General features: G+C 33.2%; 16 protein-coding genes, 1 tRNA gene and 1 pseudogene. 9 read left to right on the forward strand and 9 right to left on the reverse strand.

Features of this window, described 5'->3' with window-relative positions; translation table 11 throughout:
- Nucleotides 1-39: 39 nt before the first annotated feature.
- The 3 genes from NFRAN_RS07280 to NFRAN_RS13780 form a co-directional block, all read right to left on the reverse strand.
- Nucleotides 40-1,320: a hydroxymethylglutaryl-CoA reductase, degradative gene (locus tag NFRAN_RS07280; RefSeq protein WP_232037967.1), complete on the reverse strand. Its 1,281-nt coding sequence runs from the start codon at nucleotides 1,318-1,320 to the stop codon at nucleotides 40-42.
- Nucleotides 1,321-1,323: 3 nt separating this feature from the next.
- Entirely contained in the window at nucleotides 1,324-2,463 is a 1,140-nt protein-coding gene (locus NFRAN_RS07285; RefSeq protein WP_134484250.1) for a PQQ-dependent sugar dehydrogenase, read from the reverse strand.
- Between the two features lie 207 nt (nucleotides 2,464-2,670).
- Nucleotides 2,671-2,808, reverse strand: a tRNA-Ser gene (locus NFRAN_RS13780).
- Between the two features lie 257 nt (nucleotides 2,809-3,065).
- Here NFRAN_RS13780 and NFRAN_RS07290 point away from each other — a divergent pair.
- From NFRAN_RS07290 to NFRAN_RS13785, 3 genes are all read left to right on the forward strand, one after another.
- Nucleotides 3,066-4,190: a DegT/DnrJ/EryC1/StrS family aminotransferase gene (locus NFRAN_RS07290; RefSeq protein ID WP_134484252.1), complete on the forward strand. Its 1,125-nt coding sequence runs from the start codon at nucleotides 3,066-3,068 to the stop codon at nucleotides 4,188-4,190.
- 83 nt (nucleotides 4,191-4,273) lie between these two features.
- Nucleotides 4,274-4,813: a hypothetical protein gene (locus tag NFRAN_RS07295; RefSeq protein ID WP_172602199.1), complete on the forward strand. Its 540-nt coding sequence runs from the start codon at nucleotides 4,274-4,276 to the stop codon at nucleotides 4,811-4,813.
- A gap of 281 nt (nucleotides 4,814-5,094) precedes the next feature.
- Nucleotides 5,095-5,250, forward strand: coding sequence for a hypothetical protein (locus NFRAN_RS13785; RefSeq protein ID WP_172602200.1), 156 nt, complete (start codon nucleotides 5,095-5,097; stop codon nucleotides 5,248-5,250).
- Nucleotides 5,251-5,452: 202 nt separating this feature from the next.
- Here NFRAN_RS13785 and NFRAN_RS07300 read toward each other — a convergent pair whose 3' ends face one another.
- Nucleotides 5,453-6,391: a SirB1 family protein gene (locus NFRAN_RS07300; RefSeq protein ID WP_134484256.1), complete on the reverse strand. Its 939-nt coding sequence runs from the start codon at nucleotides 6,389-6,391 to the stop codon at nucleotides 5,453-5,455.
- 52 nt (nucleotides 6,392-6,443) lie between these two features.
- Nucleotides 6,444-7,826: a M20/M25/M40 family metallo-hydrolase gene (locus NFRAN_RS07305; RefSeq protein ID WP_134484258.1), complete on the reverse strand. Its 1,383-nt coding sequence runs from the start codon at nucleotides 7,824-7,826 to the stop codon at nucleotides 6,444-6,446.
- Nucleotides 7,827-7,910: 84 nt separating this feature from the next.
- Here NFRAN_RS07305 and NFRAN_RS07310 point away from each other — a divergent pair, with 84 nt between their 5' ends.
- A complete protein-coding gene (locus NFRAN_RS07310; RefSeq protein WP_232037968.1) occupies nucleotides 7,911-10,040 on the forward strand; it encodes an acetate--CoA ligase family protein in 2,130 nt (709 codons plus the stop codon).
- An 11-nt stretch (nucleotides 10,041-10,051) separates the two neighbouring features.
- On the opposite strand, the gene NFRAN_RS07315 is transcribed toward NFRAN_RS07310, so the two are convergent.
- Nucleotides 10,052-11,032 carry a hypothetical protein gene (locus NFRAN_RS07315; RefSeq protein ID WP_134484262.1) on the reverse strand — a complete coding sequence of 327 codons (981 nt, stop codon included), beginning with the start codon at nucleotides 11,030-11,032 and terminating at the stop codon, nucleotides 10,052-10,054.
- A gap of 94 nt (nucleotides 11,033-11,126) precedes the next feature.
- Nucleotides 11,127-11,585 (reverse strand): hypothetical protein, encoded by a 459-nt coding sequence (locus NFRAN_RS07320; RefSeq protein WP_134484264.1) that lies wholly within the window; start codon nucleotides 11,583-11,585, stop codon nucleotides 11,127-11,129.
- A 268-nt stretch (nucleotides 11,586-11,853) separates the two neighbouring features.
- Between NFRAN_RS07320 and NFRAN_RS07325 the strand changes: the two genes are divergently transcribed.
- Nucleotides 11,854-12,330, forward strand: coding sequence for a HEAT repeat domain-containing protein (locus tag NFRAN_RS07325; protein ID WP_232037969.1), 477 nt, complete (start codon nucleotides 11,854-11,856; stop codon nucleotides 12,328-12,330).
- A 145-nt stretch (nucleotides 12,331-12,475) separates the two neighbouring features.
- A complete protein-coding gene (locus NFRAN_RS07330) occupies nucleotides 12,476-12,964 on the forward strand; it encodes a pentapeptide repeat-containing protein (protein ID WP_134484266.1) in 489 nt (162 codons plus the stop codon).
- A 341-nt stretch (nucleotides 12,965-13,305) separates the two neighbouring features.
- Here the strand turns inward: NFRAN_RS07330 and NFRAN_RS07335 are convergent, their stop codons facing one another.
- Nucleotides 13,306-14,670, reverse strand: a complete 1,365-nt coding sequence (locus tag NFRAN_RS07335) for a hypothetical protein (protein ID WP_134484267.1) — start codon at nucleotides 14,668-14,670, stop codon at nucleotides 13,306-13,308.
- 176 nt (nucleotides 14,671-14,846) lie between these two features.
- Here NFRAN_RS07335 and NFRAN_RS07340 point away from each other — a divergent pair, with 176 nt between their 5' ends.
- From NFRAN_RS07340 to NFRAN_RS07350, 3 genes are all read left to right on the forward strand, one after another.
- Nucleotides 14,847-15,554, forward strand: a complete 708-nt coding sequence (locus NFRAN_RS07340) for a phosphoadenylyl-sulfate reductase (RefSeq protein ID WP_134485740.1) — start codon at nucleotides 14,847-14,849, stop codon at nucleotides 15,552-15,554.
- 57 nt (nucleotides 15,555-15,611) lie between these two features.
- Nucleotides 15,612-16,820, forward strand: coding sequence for a sulfate adenylyltransferase (locus NFRAN_RS07345; RefSeq protein ID WP_134484269.1), 1,209 nt, complete (start codon nucleotides 15,612-15,614; stop codon nucleotides 16,818-16,820).
- Between the two features lie 71 nt (nucleotides 16,821-16,891).
- Nucleotides 16,892-17,641, forward strand: a complete 750-nt coding sequence (locus NFRAN_RS07350; protein WP_134484271.1) for a hypothetical protein — start codon at nucleotides 16,892-16,894, stop codon at nucleotides 17,639-17,641.
- Nucleotides 17,642-17,894: 253 nt separating this feature from the next.
- On the opposite strand, the pseudogene NFRAN_RS07355 reads toward NFRAN_RS07350, so the two are convergent.
- A pseudogene (locus NFRAN_RS07355) lies at nucleotides 17,895-18,503 on the reverse strand (endonuclease III domain-containing protein); the annotation flags it as partial.
- Nucleotides 18,504-18,508 lie beyond the last annotated feature (5 nt).

The following is an 18,508-nucleotide window of genomic DNA, read 5'->3' on the forward strand; positions in this document are numbered from 1 at the left end:
TTTATATCTAGTAGAGTAGTAAAATTTAACTTTTAACAATCAAACTCCTTTCTTGTTTAATGTTTCAAGAATTTCCTTGGCTCGTGATACTGAGACATTTTTCTCTTCAACCATTTTCTTAGAAACCAATTCAATCATATTATCTGTGGCACCTGCCATAATGGCAATGTTTTTTGAATGTAGTTTCATATGCCCTTTCTGTATACCTTCGTCTGCTAATGCTCGTATTGCTGAGAAATTTTGTGCTAATCCTGATGCAGCCATTATAGTAGCTAATTCTTTTGAACTTGATACATTCAATAATTTTAAGCATGACTTAACAATTGGATGTGTGTTAGTAATTCCTCCAACCGTTCCAACTGCCATTGGGATTTCTATTTCTCCAACTAGGTCACCATTGGAATTTTGATACCATTTTGTTAATGATTTATAGTGTCCATCCCTACAGGCATATGCATGACAACCAGCTTCAATTGCTCTAAAATCCTGACCAGTAGCTATGGCTACACTATCAATTCCATTCATTATTCCTTTGTTATGTGTAACTGCTCTGTATACATCGGTATACGCCATGGCATAAGCAAACAAAATTCTTCTAAGGACGTCTTCGCCACCAATCAGATCCCTCGGAAATATTGCTTTACATCTTACCAACCGTTCTGTAGCATAATTAGACAAAATTTTTAATATCGTCTCACCACCTGTTAGTAACTCTATCTCTGGAGCTATACCCTCACACATTGTATTTACTACATTTGCTCCCATCGCGTCTTTGACGTCTACTAAAATCTCGACTATTATCATTATTCCTAGGCTGTTTATACTTTTATCCTCTATATGTCTAATCTTGATATCTATACATTCTGCAAATTTACTCTTTGTATTTGCTAGTGAAGTTATTTTGTTTTTATTGTCTTGTAATACTTTGATAATGTCATCAATTTCTGATTTGTTGATTGAATTATTGGAGTCTGGTATTAATTGAATCTGACCTATCATGATCGAATCATCTACATCAGCAACAAAACCTCCACCTCTACCAGCAATTTTTGCAGCATTACTCGCTGCTGCAATAACAGAAGGTTCTTCAATTGCCATAGGAATTAGATACTCTTTATTGTTGATAACAAAATTGGTTGCTATTCCAATGGGTAGTGGAAAAACCCCAATAGCATTTTCTACCATCCCATTAATAGTGTTAAAATTTAATCCTCCTGTATTTCTAAAAAGATCAATTTCTTTCTCACTCAAATTTGTTTTGATCTTGAGATATTGTAGTCTTTCATCCTGACTCATGTCTCTGAATTTTTTTTGTTCCAAATCTTACCCATTCCTGATAATCTTTAGTATTTTATCGGATCCAGAGTCATCAAAAAATCCTCTATTGTTCGTTATAATGTATAACGATCCGTTCTTATCTTCGGTTATATCCTTAATCTTACCATATCCAGTTAATATTGGTGTTTGATCTTTGGTTATGGGATCAATACTTCTTAAATGTTCACCCTTTATAGTAGCTACAAGCAATTTTCCATAATAGTTTAATTCCGATGAATTACTGATTATAATTCCGGAGGGATAAACAGATGGAGTAAAGCAAAATTCTGCATTAATGAATAAACTTTCTTCTAGATTGCCGCACACTTCTATTGGCCAACCATAGTTCTCTCCTGATTTAATTATATTTATTTCGTCATTTCCAGTACTGCCCGCTTCTGTCGCATACATTGTATTATTATTAAAGTCCCAAGCGATGCCTACAACATTTCTGTGTCCGTATGAATAAATTGGAGAGTTATCAAAGGGGTTATCATTTGGAATAGTTCCATTAGAATTTAAACGGAGAATTTTTCCTGCAAGACTAGATAAATTCTGAGATAATTCCGATTCTGTTGTATCTCCTACACTTATGTATAATTTTCCATCCGGACCAAATTTAATCGCCCCGCCATTATGAAGTTTTGATGCTGGGATGTTTTCTATTATTGTCTGTAAGTCAATTAGTGAATTATTTTTTTCCTGTGCTCTAATTACTTTATTGAATATTTTGTTATTATTACTACTATTACTACTACTGTTACTGGTATCATTACTGCTTGCATAGGTATGATAAAGGTATAAAAAGTGGTTGTTGATAAACAGTGGGTCTGTTGTCAATCCCAAAAGTCCTGCACCCTCTTCAAAGTAAGTATCTGGTAGTTGAATCGTATTTAGCAAGCTTCCATTGCTATTAAAGATCAAAATTTTTCCAGTTTGTTCCGTTAATACGATTCTCTCATCAGGTAAAACTACAATGTTTGTGGGATATTCTAAACCCTCAGCGATGACTTTTACGGCTGATTCTCTATCTTCCATGTTAGGTGAAGGCAATAAAATTGTAGTCTCTGAAGGAGTATTTGCTATTGTGTAAATACTTATCATCACTACGATAATCCCAATTATAATAGCCGTATATTTTTTCATCTTATATTGTATATTACATGCTGTGTAAGAACCGCATTATAAAATATTGTTTTATTTTTGCCATGTTTTTGTTTGTTTGCGTTTTTATGGAGCTATAAACAATTAGTCAAGTAGAGTCTAGATAACACCTTTGTTATCTTCACAAAATTTCATTTTAACTTAGCTGTCATATACTCTATTGCCTATTTATTTTAGGATAAAAATGAGCGCAGATGAGGAGATTTGAACTCCTGCTCGCCGTATGGCGAATCGGCTTACTCGTTATCAACCTTGATTAACTCAAGGCCGACGCATTATTATGGTCCTAAAAAATATTATTTAGGATGACCACTCTGCCACATCTGCACCAAAATTACTTAATGTTTCCCTCTATTATATTTTAACCATTAATGCAACTATTATGATAATAGCATATCAACCAATTATTCATTTAAAGAAATTCTATATTTGTGTATGTAACGTATGTTTTTACTTCCAACAATAGATCCACATAAGAATCTAAAAGTAAAATATATTTGTAAATCTATTTTTAGATTTTTATAAGAAATGCCTCGAGAGTATGTCTTACTGATTTTTATATCTGTAATTATAGTAATTCAATAATGATTCCTATTAACAAGCCATGGTTGGATGACGATACCAAGCAAGAAGTATTAAACGTACTTGCTGAAAATTCTTTGACGTCTCCTGCCAAAAATGGTGGAAAACGTGTTCAAGATTTTGAAAGTCTATTAAAATCATATCTTAGTGTAAAACATGTAATTGCAGTCAACTCGGGAACATCTGCAATCCATGCTTCTCTATTGTCTCTGGGGATTGGACCGGGAGATGAAGTAATACTGCCATCTTTTACTTTTGTAGCAACTGCAAATTCCGTTGTCGCTACAGGAGCAAAACCAGTATTTGCTGACATAAACATAGATGATTATACTATTGATGTAGATGATGTTGAAAAAAAAATCACAGACAAGACCAAGGCGATCATACCTGTACATTTGTATGGTCATACATCAAATCTAAATAAACTAAATGCCATTGCAAAAGCTAATTCAATAAACATCGTAGAAGATGCGTGTCAATCACTTGGATCTTTATATAATGAAAAACAAACCGGAACAATAGGGAATCTAGGCTGTTTTAGTTTTTATGCAAGTAAAGTTCTCACTACCGGAGAAGGTGGCGCAATTGTTACTGATGATGACGATATATACGAAGAACTATTAATGATTCGAAATCATGGTATGGTTAATGGGTACGATACTCGTGTATTTGGTTTGAATCTACGACTGCCTGAACTCTGTGCTGCAATAGGTATATCTCAGATGCGAAAATTAAACCAAATGTTGGAAATAAGAAAAACTAATGCAGAATTGCTATCTGAAGGATTAAGAGGATTCGAGCACAAGGGGATACTCAAACTTCCAAAGGAACCAGAGAATGGTAAATTCAATTGGTATCTTTTTACAGTAGGATTTAAAGAAAACTCTCATAGAGAATTAATCAAAAATAGTCTACTCAAAGCAGGCATAGGTGCTACTGTCTACTACGATCCACCTGTGCATAAAACCCCTTACTATGATAATAAAAACAAGTCTAGTGACTCCAGTGCCGATTTACTGCCTAATACAACTTGGGCTTGGACTCATGTGTTATCATTACCTGTTCATCCATTAATGACCACAAATGATTTAAACACTATAGTAAAAACATTCGAAAATACTTTATGAAATATTTATTTTATTTTCCTTCAATCCTTAATACTTAAAGGATATATCATTTTTATATGAGAATCTGATCGGTTTAAATATACATGAAATTGAGTACAGAAAGAGACGAGCTTCTTTCCAGACGGTTCTATCTGTATATATTTTACATTTGTGCATTTTTGATGGCTGTGATTACTATTTATTCTTTGTATGTTAGTATTAATGAATATTTGATTACTGGCAAAGTCATAATAGGTGAGGTACTAGTTAATACCGAATTTCCAGTTAAAGGGCTTGCAAAGCTAGTAACATATCTAATGATTGTTTCTGTTGTAGCTTGGTATTGCGTTACTAAACTTGGAACAGATAAAGTAAAGAATGTTCCAAAGAGTGTGAGATCTATTTTGCAGTTAATTGTACTAGCAATATTAATAATATCGATTTACGAGTTCTTTTACAATTTTATAGTTTGGAATGCATTGATTACTGCAGATTTAGTCAAGGGCGAACTAAGATTAGATGATTTGTTTATGCCTTATCCAAATCCTGATACTCCATGGAATTTGGTATTTGCTACAAAGATGTCTCTGGCTGCTTTAATTATTTCAGCCCATGGATTTTTTATAATTTCAAAAAGAACATGAAATCTAAAAGAGCAATATTACTAATCCTGTCACACCAATTTGCTCTCAAGCTTTTATATGTGATCTCTCTCTTTCACTTTCTATTTTTCTTTCTCTGACTCTATCTGTCTAATATCTTGCTACTCGTTTTTCACTTATCTACTTATTATCATAGAAATTTTCTTATGTACACCTCAGTCTTTGCTATTGTATCCTCTAGAAAATTTGCCATTATTTGAGCAAATGTTCTTAATGTAATATTCGTAAATAAGATTTTATTACAGAAAACTAGAAATTTTAACATGGGCAATACCGATAAAAAAAGTATTCAACTGACTGAAAGGGAGTGGCAAATAGTGCTCGACTCGTTGAGTAATACTATTTTTAACGAAGAAATAACTGAAGAAGCAAGAAAGAATGCTAAGGAATTATTCGTCAAAATTAACAAGAATGTATAGAATTAAAAGTTATTTGGTTATTGTTTATAAAATCAATTTTTTCGCAGTTTGACTAATAACTAGTTGAAAATCAGACACCGATATCAAACTTGCTGAGATAGAGTACCGTTTTACCAATTTAAAAATAGAATTACACAACCAACTTTAATATATTGACGATTATTCTAGATCACATTTTCTAAGGAAATGGTATTCTTATTATCTATCGTGAAAGTGTGTTTCTTATTTGTTTCACAAGCTCTAGTATGGTGTCAATGTCGCTTGCCTCTGGATTCAAGTCTATATATTTATACAGGTTTTCCAAAGCCTTATGATATTCTTTCTTTCTATACAAGATTATTCCTCTATCTCTTATACCCTCGGGATTTAAATTATCCAATGAAAGAATCATTTCATTTATCTTCATAATCTTGTCCAGATCGTCTACCTCAGAATATCCATTTTTCAAATTGTTCAAAATTCTAGTTAGTATTTGTGTAGGCTTGGCTATATCAAGCAGGTTTTTGGATACAGATATATCTAATCCAGGATACGCATTTTTCAAAAGGTCTTGTAATATATAATCGTCTATTATTCTACCTCGATTGAATGGGTCAATTACTATAAAGTCATTTGCATTTTCATCTAGAATATATTTAATCAAGAAATGAGATGGAAAATTCACAGGATATAGTTTGAAATTAAGATAACTTATAATATGGATATACAACAATGAAAGCGTTATTGGAATTCCTGTTCTCTTTTCTAATACTATATTTAGATAGTTATTAACCGGATTGTAATAGTCATTTATATTTGGTTTGAATCCCTTCTCTTCAAAGAAAAAATCATTAAATTTTTCTATAATCTGAGTCGGTCTCATACTTTTAGAGTATTTTATCTTTGAACTTAGCTCTTTTCCTATTTCATCGATCTTGATCAAATATTCTGATATATTCAGGTTAGGATAATCGATAATCCTTGCAATATGAAACAAGTATTCATTTATCTTTTTTATATCATCATTTTTGTCATCTACTTTCTTTACTATAGTTTCATTCCAATCCTGCAAGTAATCTTTATCGTTAGTGTCATTGTCAATATCACTCTTCCTCTCTCTGTCTTTGTATTTGTCTCTTTCCTTTATCCCTTCAAAACCCAATAATTGCTAAAGCGATTTTCATGCTTATAAGTAAAATCAATCAAAAAGTAAACTACAAGGAAGATATTGAAATGTTGTCAATGATTTTTATCATACATCTAGTTGTCTTTTCAAGAAGATCTATTCTAGCATATTCATTAGGAGAATGTATTCTTGAGAATATATAAGTCCCGCCAATTGAAATACATGGTGCTTTTAGCAAATCTATGAAGTCGAACATGGGTCCAGTTCCTGCAGATGAAATAGATATTATCGAATCCCCAAAAATTTCATTTGCAGAATTTTGAATCACTTTTACATATCGATTGTTTAATTCTGTTCTACCAGCTGCCTCTCCATGAATCTTTGTAATTTTGATATCTTCAAAGCCGTTTTCCTTAAGGTGATTCTCTAGCCTTTTAAACTGTACAGCTGGATCCATGTTTGGAACCAATCGAAAATCAATCTTTGCCATTGCTTTGGAAGGTGTTATTGTTTTTGCGCCTGGTCCAGAGTAACCAGAGTATAATCCAGAAATATTACATGTTGGTTCACAAATTAAAGCCTTCTTGACTCCCTTTCCTTTTAGGTTATTGATGAATTTGCTAATACCATATTCCTTTTTAAAACCGTCTTCATCGAAGGGTTCGCTATTTACAACTTTGTTTTCCTCATTAGATAACTTTTTGACTTCTTTATACCAATCCTTTATCAATATTCTCCCCTTTTCGTTAACCATCGTTGATAATGCTTTTACGATTCTCCAAGCTGGATTTTCTATTAACACTGCCAAACTTGAATGAACATCCCTTGACGCACCTTGGGCAGTTAATTCCACATATAATAAACCTTTCATTCCGAGACTTATAATGGGTTTTAGTTTCTGATCAATGTATCCAAATTCCCAAATTACAATATCAGCTTCAAATTTCTCTTTGTATTTTTTGAGATAGTTGGATATGTTATTGCTTCCGATTTCTTCTTCCCCTTCCACTAGAAATTTGATATTAATTGGTACGTCACCTCTGTTTTTTAGGAAATATTCTATTGCTTTTAATCTGGTTACTAATTCGCCTTTATCATCTGAAGCACCTCTTCCATAGATCAAATTGCCATCAATCTTTCCTTCAAATGGTCCAAAATCCCACAGATCAATAGGTTCTTCTGGTTGAACGTCATAATGATTATAAAATAACAAAGTTTTACCATTAGGATTTGATTTAGATTTGACCTCACCATATACTACAGGAGGTATAATTGTAGAGTTTTTCTGCTCCCTTTCAAGATATAATAACTCTGCCTTTATTCCTATTCTTTTCATCATTTCAACAATTTCCTTGGCACATTCTTCCAAATTTTGCTTTCTTGCAGAAACACTTGGTATTTTTATTAGCTTTTGCAGATCTGTTATTAATCCGTGAGTATCAATATCTATAGTCAAATTATTTGAGGACATTCAGTACGATGATGTTAAATATATCTTTAGTATAAAAACCAAATTTTTTAATATATTTATATCCATATGCTATTAAATTTTTCATTGAGCAATGGAAATGAAAATCTAAAAAACATTTTTCTTTCGCCATCTTCTATAGCTGTAATAGGCGCTTCTGAAAAACCTGGAGTCGGCAAGGCAATATTTTCAAACATTTTAAACGGATACTCAGGAAAAATATATCCGATCACTCCGTCCAGTTCTTCTGTTTTTAATATTAAAGCTTACAAAAGTGTACTGGATGTTGATGACAACATTGATCTTGCAGTAGTAGCAACTCCAAACCGGACTGTTCCTGCGCTTATGGAAGAAATTGGTAAGAAGAATATTAAATCTTGTATTATTGTTTCTGCGGGCTTTAAAGAGGTTGATGAAAATGGAGCTAATCTAGAACACCAAGTTCAAGATATTGGAAAAAAATATGGCATAAGGATTATAGGTCCAAATTGTCTTGGAATCATGAGTTTAACAGATACAAACCTTATGAATCTAACATTTTTAAAAATTACACCTAAACCCGGCGAAATTGCTCTTGTCTCACAAAGTGGGGCTATTTGTGCAGCTACAGTAGAGGACGCTATAGCACAGGGAATAGGTTTTTCCAAAGTAATCAGCATGGGTAACAAGGTTGATATGAATGAGACTGATATTCTTGAATTATTAGAAGATGATCCATATACTAAGGTAATTGTGATGTATCTTGAGGACATCCATGATGGACGTAAATTTATGGTTACCTCAAAGAGAATTACTTTGGAAAAGAAAAAACCAATAATAGTTCTGAAATCTGGAAGAACACCGGAAGGAGCAAAAGCAGCGATGTCTCATACGGGCGCATTGATGGGTGCAGATGAAATCTATGACGCAGTATTTAAGCAAGCTGGTGTTATTCGGGTTGATACAATGCAAGAATTATTTGAATTGGCAACTGCCTTCTCAAAGCAGCCTCTACCAAAGGATAACAAAGGTGTTGTGATAGTTTCTAATGCAGGCGGTCCAGCTATAATCTCAACTGATTCCTGTTCTAAATATAATATACAAATGGCAGACATTTCTGCTTCAAGAGAAAATATTTCAAAGGTTATTCCACCACATGGGTCAGCTCGAAATCCAGTTGACATAGTAGGTGATGCAGATTTTAATAGATTTGAAAAAGTGCTTGTTGAAGTGTTATCCAATCCTAATGTTGGTTCTGTAGTAACAATGTGCACTCCATCTGCAACTTTAGATTATAATGAGTTGGCAAGAACGATAATACGCACTTCAAAGGGTACTGGAAAAACAATGCTAGCTGCCCTAATGGGATTGGCAGAAGGAGTTGAAAATAAGAGTATACTGTCTGAAGGAAATGTACCCCACTTTATGTATGCTGAACCAGCCATAAGAACACTAGACTCTATGTACAAATTTGGTAAATGGTTAGACAGAAAGGAGGAGTCTATACCTTCCTTTTCCGTTGATAAAGAAAAAGTCAAGAATGTATTATTAAACGTATACAGCCAAGGAAGAACAAATCTCTTAGAAGATGAAGGTTATTCAGTACTTCAAGCATATGGATTTCCAGTACCCAAAAGTACTTTGGTAAATAGTGAAGATGAAGCTGTCAAGGCCGCAACAGAAATAGGCTTTCCTGTAGTAATGAAGATTTCATCCAAAGATATTATTCATAAATCAGAGTCAGGCGGTGTAAAAGTTGGGTTAAAGAATTCAGATGACGTCAGAAATGCATATACTACTATTTTATCTAATGTGAAAAATTACAATCCCAATGCACAAATCGAAGGTGTATTAGTCCAAGAAATGGTTGTAAACTCCAAAGAATTGATTCTTGGTGCAAAACAAGATAAGTTATTTGGCCCATTACTAATGTTTGGATTAGGTGGAATATATGTTGAAATTTTAAAGGACGTGAATTTCCGTCTTGCTCCCATTTCTGAATCTGAAGCTCGCGAAATGATCGAATCCATCAAAACAATTTCTTTACTAAAAGGAGTCAGGGGTGAAAAATCCTCAGATATCTCCTCTGTTGTTGACTGCCTACTTAGACTGTCTCAGTTAATTGTGGATTTTCCAGAAATTGAAGAATTCGATATAAATCCATTATTGGTATTAGAAGAAGGACGCGGCTCAAGAGTAGTAGATGTAAGAATTGGATTAGCAAAAAAAGACAAATAAGATAATAGTCATCACAATTTTTTCCCACACTCTTCACAAAAGACCGATTCTGATTCATTACTATAATTACAATTTTTGCATATTTTTTCTTGTGGTTTTGATTCTGATAGCGTATCCTTAGTAGTAGAACCGTTACTATAATTGCTTGATATGTTACTGATACTAGGATCTGATGATAAGGATGATAAAATAATTATATCTCCAATTCTGGAGATTCTGTTCCATGAGAACTCGTTAATTGAATTTTCTGGACCTTTCACTTTAAAACTAAATTCGGCTCTTCCGTCCAAAGTTTTTCTTAAACCTATCTCGTCTACTTTGCCAATAAAATGCGCGTTATGATCATATGTTAACATACCAATTATTTTTTCAATTTGAACATAGTCATCAGGTTTGGAAGCTGCGTCTTTCTTATTGCCTGTGACAGAACTAGAGGAAGAAACGGCAGTGTCAACAGATGAAGCATTAGCGATAACTGCAGGGGTTTCTTCTTCCTTATCTTTATCTGAATTTTCTGATTTTGTAAAATCGTTTTCTACTGGTGTTGTTTTTGAGACCGAGCTTACTGTTTCTGTTCCTGCTTTTTCTGCGATTTCCTTTGTTGTATCATTGTCAGCTGGTTGGAAACTCTTATTATTGCCTTCTTTCTGTTCATCTTTTACACTATTAGATTCGTTAAATTTTCTATACTGGGCTATTACATAATCACATGTTTTGCATTTGTATTCTCCTTTTTCAACTAGTATTATGTTTTCACCTAAATCCTCATTTGGGTTTTCAAACTCAACCTTTGGTCCTCCTTGATACTCTTTTTCACATTTATTACAATAGTATTTCTTGAATCTGTTGTCTTCTAACCTGCCTATACCTGCTAAAAAGAGCTCGGGACCGCCCAAATTTGCCTTCTTTTGTTCATCGTCGTTTATCTTTGCAATTGCGTATCCCCCAGATCCTCTTAATTTTTTTTCCACAAGTGATTTATCTTTGCTCATGATTGCAAGGCCAAATAAACGGTAAAATTCAAACAATATATAGGTATCTTGATTTGATTGTTGTTTCTTACAAAACTGATGGGAGAATATATGATCAATCAGGTCCTGTTATGGGAAGTGCTTTTCCAACAGGTAAAGTTATGAGTTTATCCTGTTGTTCTTTGTCTATTTTTTCAAATTCGATTGTCATTTCAATAGGCGCATTGTATCTTGCACTCAATTCTTCTGCAAGCTGTGATATGGATTCTTTATCCGCAAATTCCTTTGAGCCTTGTAGAAATCCTCTTGTCTGTCTGAAGAGTATTTTACCACCATACTTGGAATGTAGAAAGTTAGCAATATCCTGTACTTTATCATATGGTATTTCATTAAAGTAAAAACAAATTCCATTCACTGGTTCTTTATCGTACGGAGTTCCATACCTATACCAAAATACTCCAAAGTGTTCGTGCTCACCTTGTAAACATTTTATCTCCCAATGATTTGCATTATCAATTGGGTAGGTTCCTTTTCTTAATTCGTCTAGGTTAAGCCTCCAATATCTTACACGCATATATAACTATGGGTTAATTCAGGTATTTTATATTTGTAGATTCAAAATCTATCTTTGGACCGTTTGGTGGTAGTTATAGATAGATATTTTTTACGATAGAGGGTGACTATTTTCCAGTTTTCTTTGTGTTAGTATCATTATTATTAACATCGTTGAACCCATAGTATTCTTATCACCATCATCAATAACCACAAAAAATTCCTATAAAATTTCAGTGGAGAGAAATTTACAAACTATTATAAATCCTTGCAAATTTTCTAAATTTGCTTTGGCTAATAGATTGGACTTGTTAATGGAAATGGAACAACACTTTGACAATAAAGATGAAGAGTATTTTAAGAATTTGGTTAATCATGAAGATTTAATAATAAGGACTAGAGCCGTATGTATACTTGCAGATATTTCTGGAGAAAGAGCAATAGAGTCTATAGGACAGGTCTTGTTAAATGATTCAGACCCGCTAGTACGACATGAAGCAGCATTTTCACTAGGCCAATTGGGATTTAAAAGTGGTATAGAGCCATTATCAAAAGCAGTATTAAATGATCCTAGTTTTTTTGTACGACACGAAGCGGCAGTGGCTCTTGGTGTTATAGGATCAGAGGAAGCTAGAAAAACTCTTGAACGAGCACTCAATGACGAGAGCGAAGAGGTAAGGGAATCTGCTATGATAGCACTAGCAAATCTAGATTACATATCTCATGTTAAAAGAACAAACAAGTTTACGACTTTGACGGGCGGATAGTAATTATAATAGGAATAAAGACAAGGCAGCAAGAGCTGCTGCTACTACTACTGGACGAAGAAAAGACGACAATAATGATATTAACAACAACCGTTAAAATCAACAAATTAATATTGATTCTGTAAAATAGTGATCTATAACCAATATGTCTGATCCCAAACAAAATGAAGGCTTAATACTCCTAATGGAAGAACAGATAGATGAATTTAATCAATGGCGTATGAAAAATCTTACATTAAAACTGGACTATGCTGGTGCTGATTTTTCAAATAAAGATTTATCTAATGCTTACTTCAATGGCGTAAATTTTACCGAATGTAATTTTTCAAATTCAATAGTAAACGGTACTAATTTTGTGCAGGCAAATTTGACAAACACCAATTTTGAAAGCTCCGACATGTCTGGAGCTTTGATAATGTATTCTATACTAAGAGACTCCAATCTTACTAAAAGTCAACTAAGCAATACTAATTTTATGTGGTCAGATTTGCAGAACGTAGATTTTAGACAAAGTAACATGTATAAAACTATTTTTGTAGAAGCAAATCTCACCAATGCGAAAACTGAAGGTTTAGATAAAAATAATGCTTATTTGAAATTTGCAAAACTTGAAGGAACTACGTGGCAACGATAGTATAATTAACTGATTATCTAATAATTTTACTCTATGAACATTAGTTCAATAATGCATAAAATGGGATAGGTGTTCTCTTTTCAGCATTTATTTTATGACCATATATACATACCATTTTGTCAAATGTTGATTTACCACAAATTGTTGACTTGCTAGTTGTTTAAGTATTGAAATTGTCATACTAGATAACGTAACCAATCAGTTTTTCTTTTTTATAAAAATTCATTTTTTGATTTGTGTCTGAATTTTAACCGAGTCTTAATATTTGTATCACTTGTACTAAAGCTTAGATTAGGATCTGCTACAGGTGTACTACATTAATATTACTTTCCTGTACTTTGCTATCCATTATTATTATTGCTATTATTGTGAAGATGAACCGTAGATTTACCTGGCTTTCCAATTTTACCAATTATGGTTGGATTGAACTTATGCTTGGCTAACTCTTCCATTATGCTTGCAGCAAGATCCTTGGACACAATTATCATGTTGGTATCAGAAGTCGATGCGCTCACATTAGATATTAAATGCTCTTTTGCCAAGAATGTTGAGATATCTTTATCTACATAAGGTATTTGTTGTTGTTCGATTATTACTTCTTTGTTTAATAATTGTGAAAGTTCTTTAAACGAAGAAATGCCATTCTTTGAAACCGGGTGTGTTACTAAGATATTAGAGTTGGCATCAAATTGATTTCCAAAATCTGGTAAGTACTTTGATATAGTTCTTCCGAGCGATAACTTTGGCTCAGAAAGATTTTTTAGAGCAAGATCCTTCAGTTGGAATACTTTGCTCAAATCTATCCCATAGCTATTCAATTTTTTTGTGATTATTTCTTCATCAAGGGTGGTAATTATGTATAATCCTAAACAAGCCAATAACCCCATTTTATCGGTAATTATTATTTGCATTTCTTGTTCTACTAGTTCATATTTGTTTGGTAATTCTTTATGAGTATTGCCTACAGCCGTGGTTCCAAAAAAAAGACCTCCCAATTTCAAGGAACTATAGTCTTCAAATGTATAGTTATATTTTATTGTAAAGGTATCAATGTTGCTCCTTATTTTATCAAGCATTTCATCGTTTGGAGCGTCATAAATAGGGTAAAGTTTTATATCTTTGGTACACCCCACAAGATTCAAATTATTGATAGCTTCTGTTAGAGAAATTTCCATATGAATTGGAGATTTTATGGGTTGAGTGACATCGGTTGCTTGAGTATTAGAATTAGTAACCACAGTATAACCAGTTTTATTCCCTCTTTGAGACTTTATATGATCAAATAGTATAAAATGGAAATCCTTTTTGGTATTTGTAGGTATGATTGACAATTTGTCTATTTCAATTTTTGAATCAATTGCACTTGCTATTTTCTTTATTTCATCAACTATAAGATTATTATCGTCATAGACTACTTTTTTATCGTACTTTAGTATAGTCACGGCCTTTTTAGTCTTTAAATCTTTGTGTCTGAATTCTTCATCAACTTTATATATTCTTCTAATTATTTCTGCGTCTTTTTTTTCTGGATAATGAAAATAAGAGTAGTAACTTGGCGCTCTTATTCTTAAATTAGACCTTTTAAGTTCTTGAGCGATGATATCGTGTTTTAACTCATTAGAACAATCGGGTAACCATCTTAACGGATCAAAGCCCAAATTTTTGTATTCTGAATATAATTCCCACTTTTCTAAACTCAGACCCATTAATTCACCACGAGTTCTATTTACTAAGATGCTCTCCCTAATAAACTAGTTGTCATTTCATAGGTATGTATATTTCAAAGAATAAGATAATGTTATATGAGTTATCTCGTTAATAATTATAGGGCATTATGTTGTCTTCCAATTCAAATGATCTTGTTGAAAAAAAAGCCGAATTTATGAATCAACTGTCTTCAGATCCAGATATCTTTGAAACAGAATCTGCAGAAGATATTTTGTCTTTGTCACTCAAGACTTTTGCTCCAAAAATCGCCTTGGCATCTAGTTTTGGAGCAGAAGATGTAGTAGTAATTGATTTAATGTATAATGCTGTTGGGGATAAAACACGAGTCTTTACTTTAGATACAGGTAGACTTAATCCTGAAACTTATGATGTGATGGACAAAATCAGAAAGAAATATTCTATATCTATCGAGACCATATTTCCTGATTATTTAGAAGTAGAAAAAATGGTTACAGAAAATGGAGTCAACCTCATGTACGATAGCGTTGAAAAAAGAAAATTATGTTGTAGAGTCCGCAAAGTTAATCCTTTAGGGAGAATGCTTAAAACTTTAGATGCATGGATTACTGGGTTAAGACGAGATCAAACGTCTACTCGATCCGCTATAAAGAAAGTCGAACTAGATGCATCAAATAACAACATTATAAAGATTAACCCTATTGCAGATTGGACCAATGATATGGTTTGGGATTATGTAAAAAAGAATAATATTCCGTATAACAAGTTACATGACAAGGGATATCCAAGTATAGGTTGTGCACCATGTACACGCGCAGTAAAGCCAGGCGAAGACTTGAGGGCTGGAAGATGGTGGTGGGAAAATGATTTTCATAAAGAATGTGGTTTGCATTGGAATAAGTAAATAATATCAAAGAAGAAAAAAAGAAAGAAATAGCCTATTTTTGCTTTATAAACTAAAATGCCAGTTACAAGGCCACATGGTGGTGGTAATTTAACAAATAATTTTGTAGATGTATCTAAAATCGATAAGGATTTTTTTATATTAGATGTAGATGTAGGACTAAGAAAGGAAATAGAAAATATTTGTTTTGGCGTATTTAGTCCTTTGAAGGGATTCTTAAATGAACAAGATTTTCTTAGCGTTGTAAATAAAGGCCGACTTGCCAATGATTTGCCTTGGACGATTCCTATCGTATTGGATGCTGATGATGAATTGGCCAAAAAAGCCAAAGATTCCCGCCAAATTGCTTTACAAAACAACAGTCAAATCTTTGGAGTCATGGCTATAGAAGATGTCTACAGCTTTGACAAAAAAACGAGTGCAAAATCTGTTTTTCAAACAGATGATCCTCTGCATCCTGGTTTCCAAAAGTTTGTAACTATGAAGGATAAACTAATTGGAGGAGAAGTAAGGTTTGTTGTCGCTGATTCTGGTGCTGGTAATTCCTCTTCTTCCTCTTCTTTTTCATTTATTACTAGTAATAATACTAATGGTGGTGGTAATAGTTTGGGTGACAAATATCGTTTAACTCCATCAGAATCAAGGAAAATGATCCAAGATCAAGGCTGGGAAAACACTGTTGCCTTTCAAACACGAAATGTTCCTCACGTGGCTCATGAAATGTTGCAAAAAGCTGCGTTAAATATTTTTGATGGCTTATTCATAAATCCTTTAATAGGCAAAAAAAAGAAAGGCGATTTTAAGGACGATGTAATTCTGAATTCGTACGTTACTTTAATAGATAATTATTATCCCAAATCTAGGATCATATTTTCTACATTACATACTGAAATGAAATATGCTGGTCCCCGTGAGGCTATTCATCATGCAATTATGCGTCAAAATTTTGGTTGTTCTCATATCATTATCGGCAGAGATCACGCAGGGGTAGGTAACTATTATTCTCCTTTTGCCGCACACGAAATCTTTAAGGATTATCCTGATTTAGAAATAAAGCCCATATTTTTCCCGGCCTTTTACTTTTGTAAAAAGTGTCAAGGCTATGTTAATGAGCGTACATGTCCGCATGAATCGGAATTTAGAGAAGAATTAAGCGGAACTAAGATGCGAAAAATGTTTTCCTCTGGAGAATTACCCCCCTCTCATCTAATGCGTCCTGAAATTTCCAAAGTCATATTATCATATCCAGAACCGTTTGTTGATTAGAATAGCAGTAGACGAAGAATTTGTATAAATTCTACAATTATATATTCGATTTACGGAAAATAAATGTGATTTTGAATTTAGAAAAAATATTTTCATCTTATAATCCTCGTTGCTGCTATCTTTTAATTGCAGTTTTATCTATTGTGTTGGTTAGTAGTATTTTTTTTCAAAATTTATCTTTTTCCCAGTCGGCAAACAATGACACCCAAAATTTTCAAACAATTAAAACTGATAATTCTGAAAATTTTGTAATACCTTTTACCGATACCAACGCTGATAGGCGAAATCCAGTACAATATGTTTTTGATGAACCAAAGTCAAGTAATTGGATCGTCTCGATCTTCAATAATCTTAGCTACTATAATAGTCCTGATTCAAAAACCATCATAAAACTTCAGGAAAGGCCTCCTAGTGAAAAATTTGTTGAATTGATGCTGTTTGGTGATCAATCAAAGAGATTTATCGTTTCTGTTAACACAAATGAAACTGGATATATTAGGATGTATGAGAACAGCCAAGATGGATGGTCTACAGATGGTCCGATAATGGTATCTCATGCTAACGTCCAGGGATTGACTGTAACCAATGGAAAAAGGATCGTATTAGATAAACTAGGTATGGAAGGATTTGATGTAGGATCTATTAGCGTTTATGGAAAGGATGACTCTTCGAGTCCAGATTCTACATATGGTGGTTCTATCGAATTTCAGGTACTTAGCGGTGACTATTCTCAATCAGTATTATATTTTATGCCTTTAGTAATGGTAGTTGGTGTTGGTGGAATAGTAATAGGTCTGCTAATTTGGAAGAAACGGCGTTAGAATGAATGTACATAACAAGGAACTTAGTGTTAATGATATTCTGCTTTTAATTCGCAATACATATTCCGAATAGAATAAAATACCGTATGTGTGGTAAATGAATTCTTTTTTCAATAGTAATATTGCTTTTGTATTGTTCTCCTCTCCTTTCATTCTTTTCCTTCATTCCTCTGTTACTTTTGTCGTCTCCTCCTCTCTCTCTCTCTCTCTCTCTCTCTCTCTCCTCTCCCTCCGTTATCGTCATCTCTGCATAATATTTGCACATGTTTGTTAGGTTACAGTGATTACATTTAGGTCTCTTCGGTAGACAAATATTTTGACCGTATCTTACAAATGTCGAATTTAGCTTAATCCAATACTTTTTATCTACATACTTGGTCATTTCTCTTTCTGTTTCTTGGGGTGTTTTTGTATTAACAAGACCCAATCTGTTAGAGATCCTATGAACATGTGTATCTACAGGTATAGCCGATTTTTGAAAAGCATAAACCAATACACAATTGGCGGTTTTTCTTCCAACACCAGGTAGTTTTAGTAATTCTTCTTCATTATCTGGCACTTTCCCTTGAAATTTCTCCTCTATAATTCTAGCAACTTCTTTTATTCTAATTGCTTTGACATTGTAAAAACCCACACAAGATATTTCCTCTTTAATATCTTCTGGATCTGCTTTTGAGATATCTTTAGCTCCCTTAAATCTTTTAAATAATCTTATTATTGCTTTTGTTGTGTTTTCATCTCTTGTTCTAGAGGAAAGAATCGTACCAATGAGGATTTTGAATGGATCGCCACCTTCATTTTTGTGCAAATCTTCTAAAGCGGTCAACCGTAAAAAATCGTTAGCGTTTAATGCACTCTCCATCCTGT

The organism is Candidatus Nitrosocosmicus franklandus, from assembly GCF_900696045.1.
GTDB lineage: Archaea > Thermoproteota > Nitrososphaeria > Nitrososphaerales > Nitrososphaeraceae > Nitrosocosmicus > Nitrosocosmicus franklandus_A.

Bases quoted from the DNA above. Each gene is read 5' to 3' on its own strand.
- NFRAN_RS13785 (WP_172602200.1), top strand. From the start codon at position 5,095: ATGGGCAATACCGATAAAAAAAGTATTCAACTGACTGAAAGGGAGTGG.
- NFRAN_RS07285 (WP_134484250.1), bottom strand. From the start codon at position 2,463: ATGAAAAAATATACGGCTATTATAATTGGGATTATCGTAGTGATGATA.
- NFRAN_RS07340 (WP_134485740.1), top strand. From the start codon at position 14,847: ATGAATCAACTGTCTTCAGATCCAGATATCTTTGAAACAGAATCTGCA.
- NFRAN_RS07330 (WP_134484266.1), top strand. From the start codon at position 12,476: ATGTCTGATCCCAAACAAAATGAAGGCTTAATACTCCTAATGGAAGAA.
- NFRAN_RS07345 (WP_134484269.1), top strand. From the start codon at position 15,612: ATGCCAGTTACAAGGCCACATGGTGGTGGTAATTTAACAAATAATTTT.
- NFRAN_RS07335 (WP_134484267.1), bottom strand. From the start codon at position 14,670: ATGGGTCTGAGTTTAGAAAAGTGGGAATTATATTCAGAATACAAAAAT.
- NFRAN_RS07315 (WP_134484262.1), bottom strand. From the start codon at position 11,032: ATGAGCAAAGATAAATCACTTGTGGAAAAAAAATTAAGAGGATCTGGG.
- NFRAN_RS07320 (WP_134484264.1), bottom strand. From the start codon at position 11,585: ATGCGTGTAAGATATTGGAGGCTTAACCTAGACGAATTAAGAAAAGGA.
- NFRAN_RS07295 (WP_172602199.1), top strand. From the start codon at position 4,274: ATGAAATTGAGTACAGAAAGAGACGAGCTTCTTTCCAGACGGTTCTAT.
- NFRAN_RS07305 (WP_134484258.1), bottom strand. From the start codon at position 7,826: ATGTCCTCAAATAATTTGACTATAGATATTGATACTCACGGATTAATA.
- NFRAN_RS07290 (WP_134484252.1), top strand. From the start codon at position 3,066: ATGATTCCTATTAACAAGCCATGGTTGGATGACGATACCAAGCAAGAA.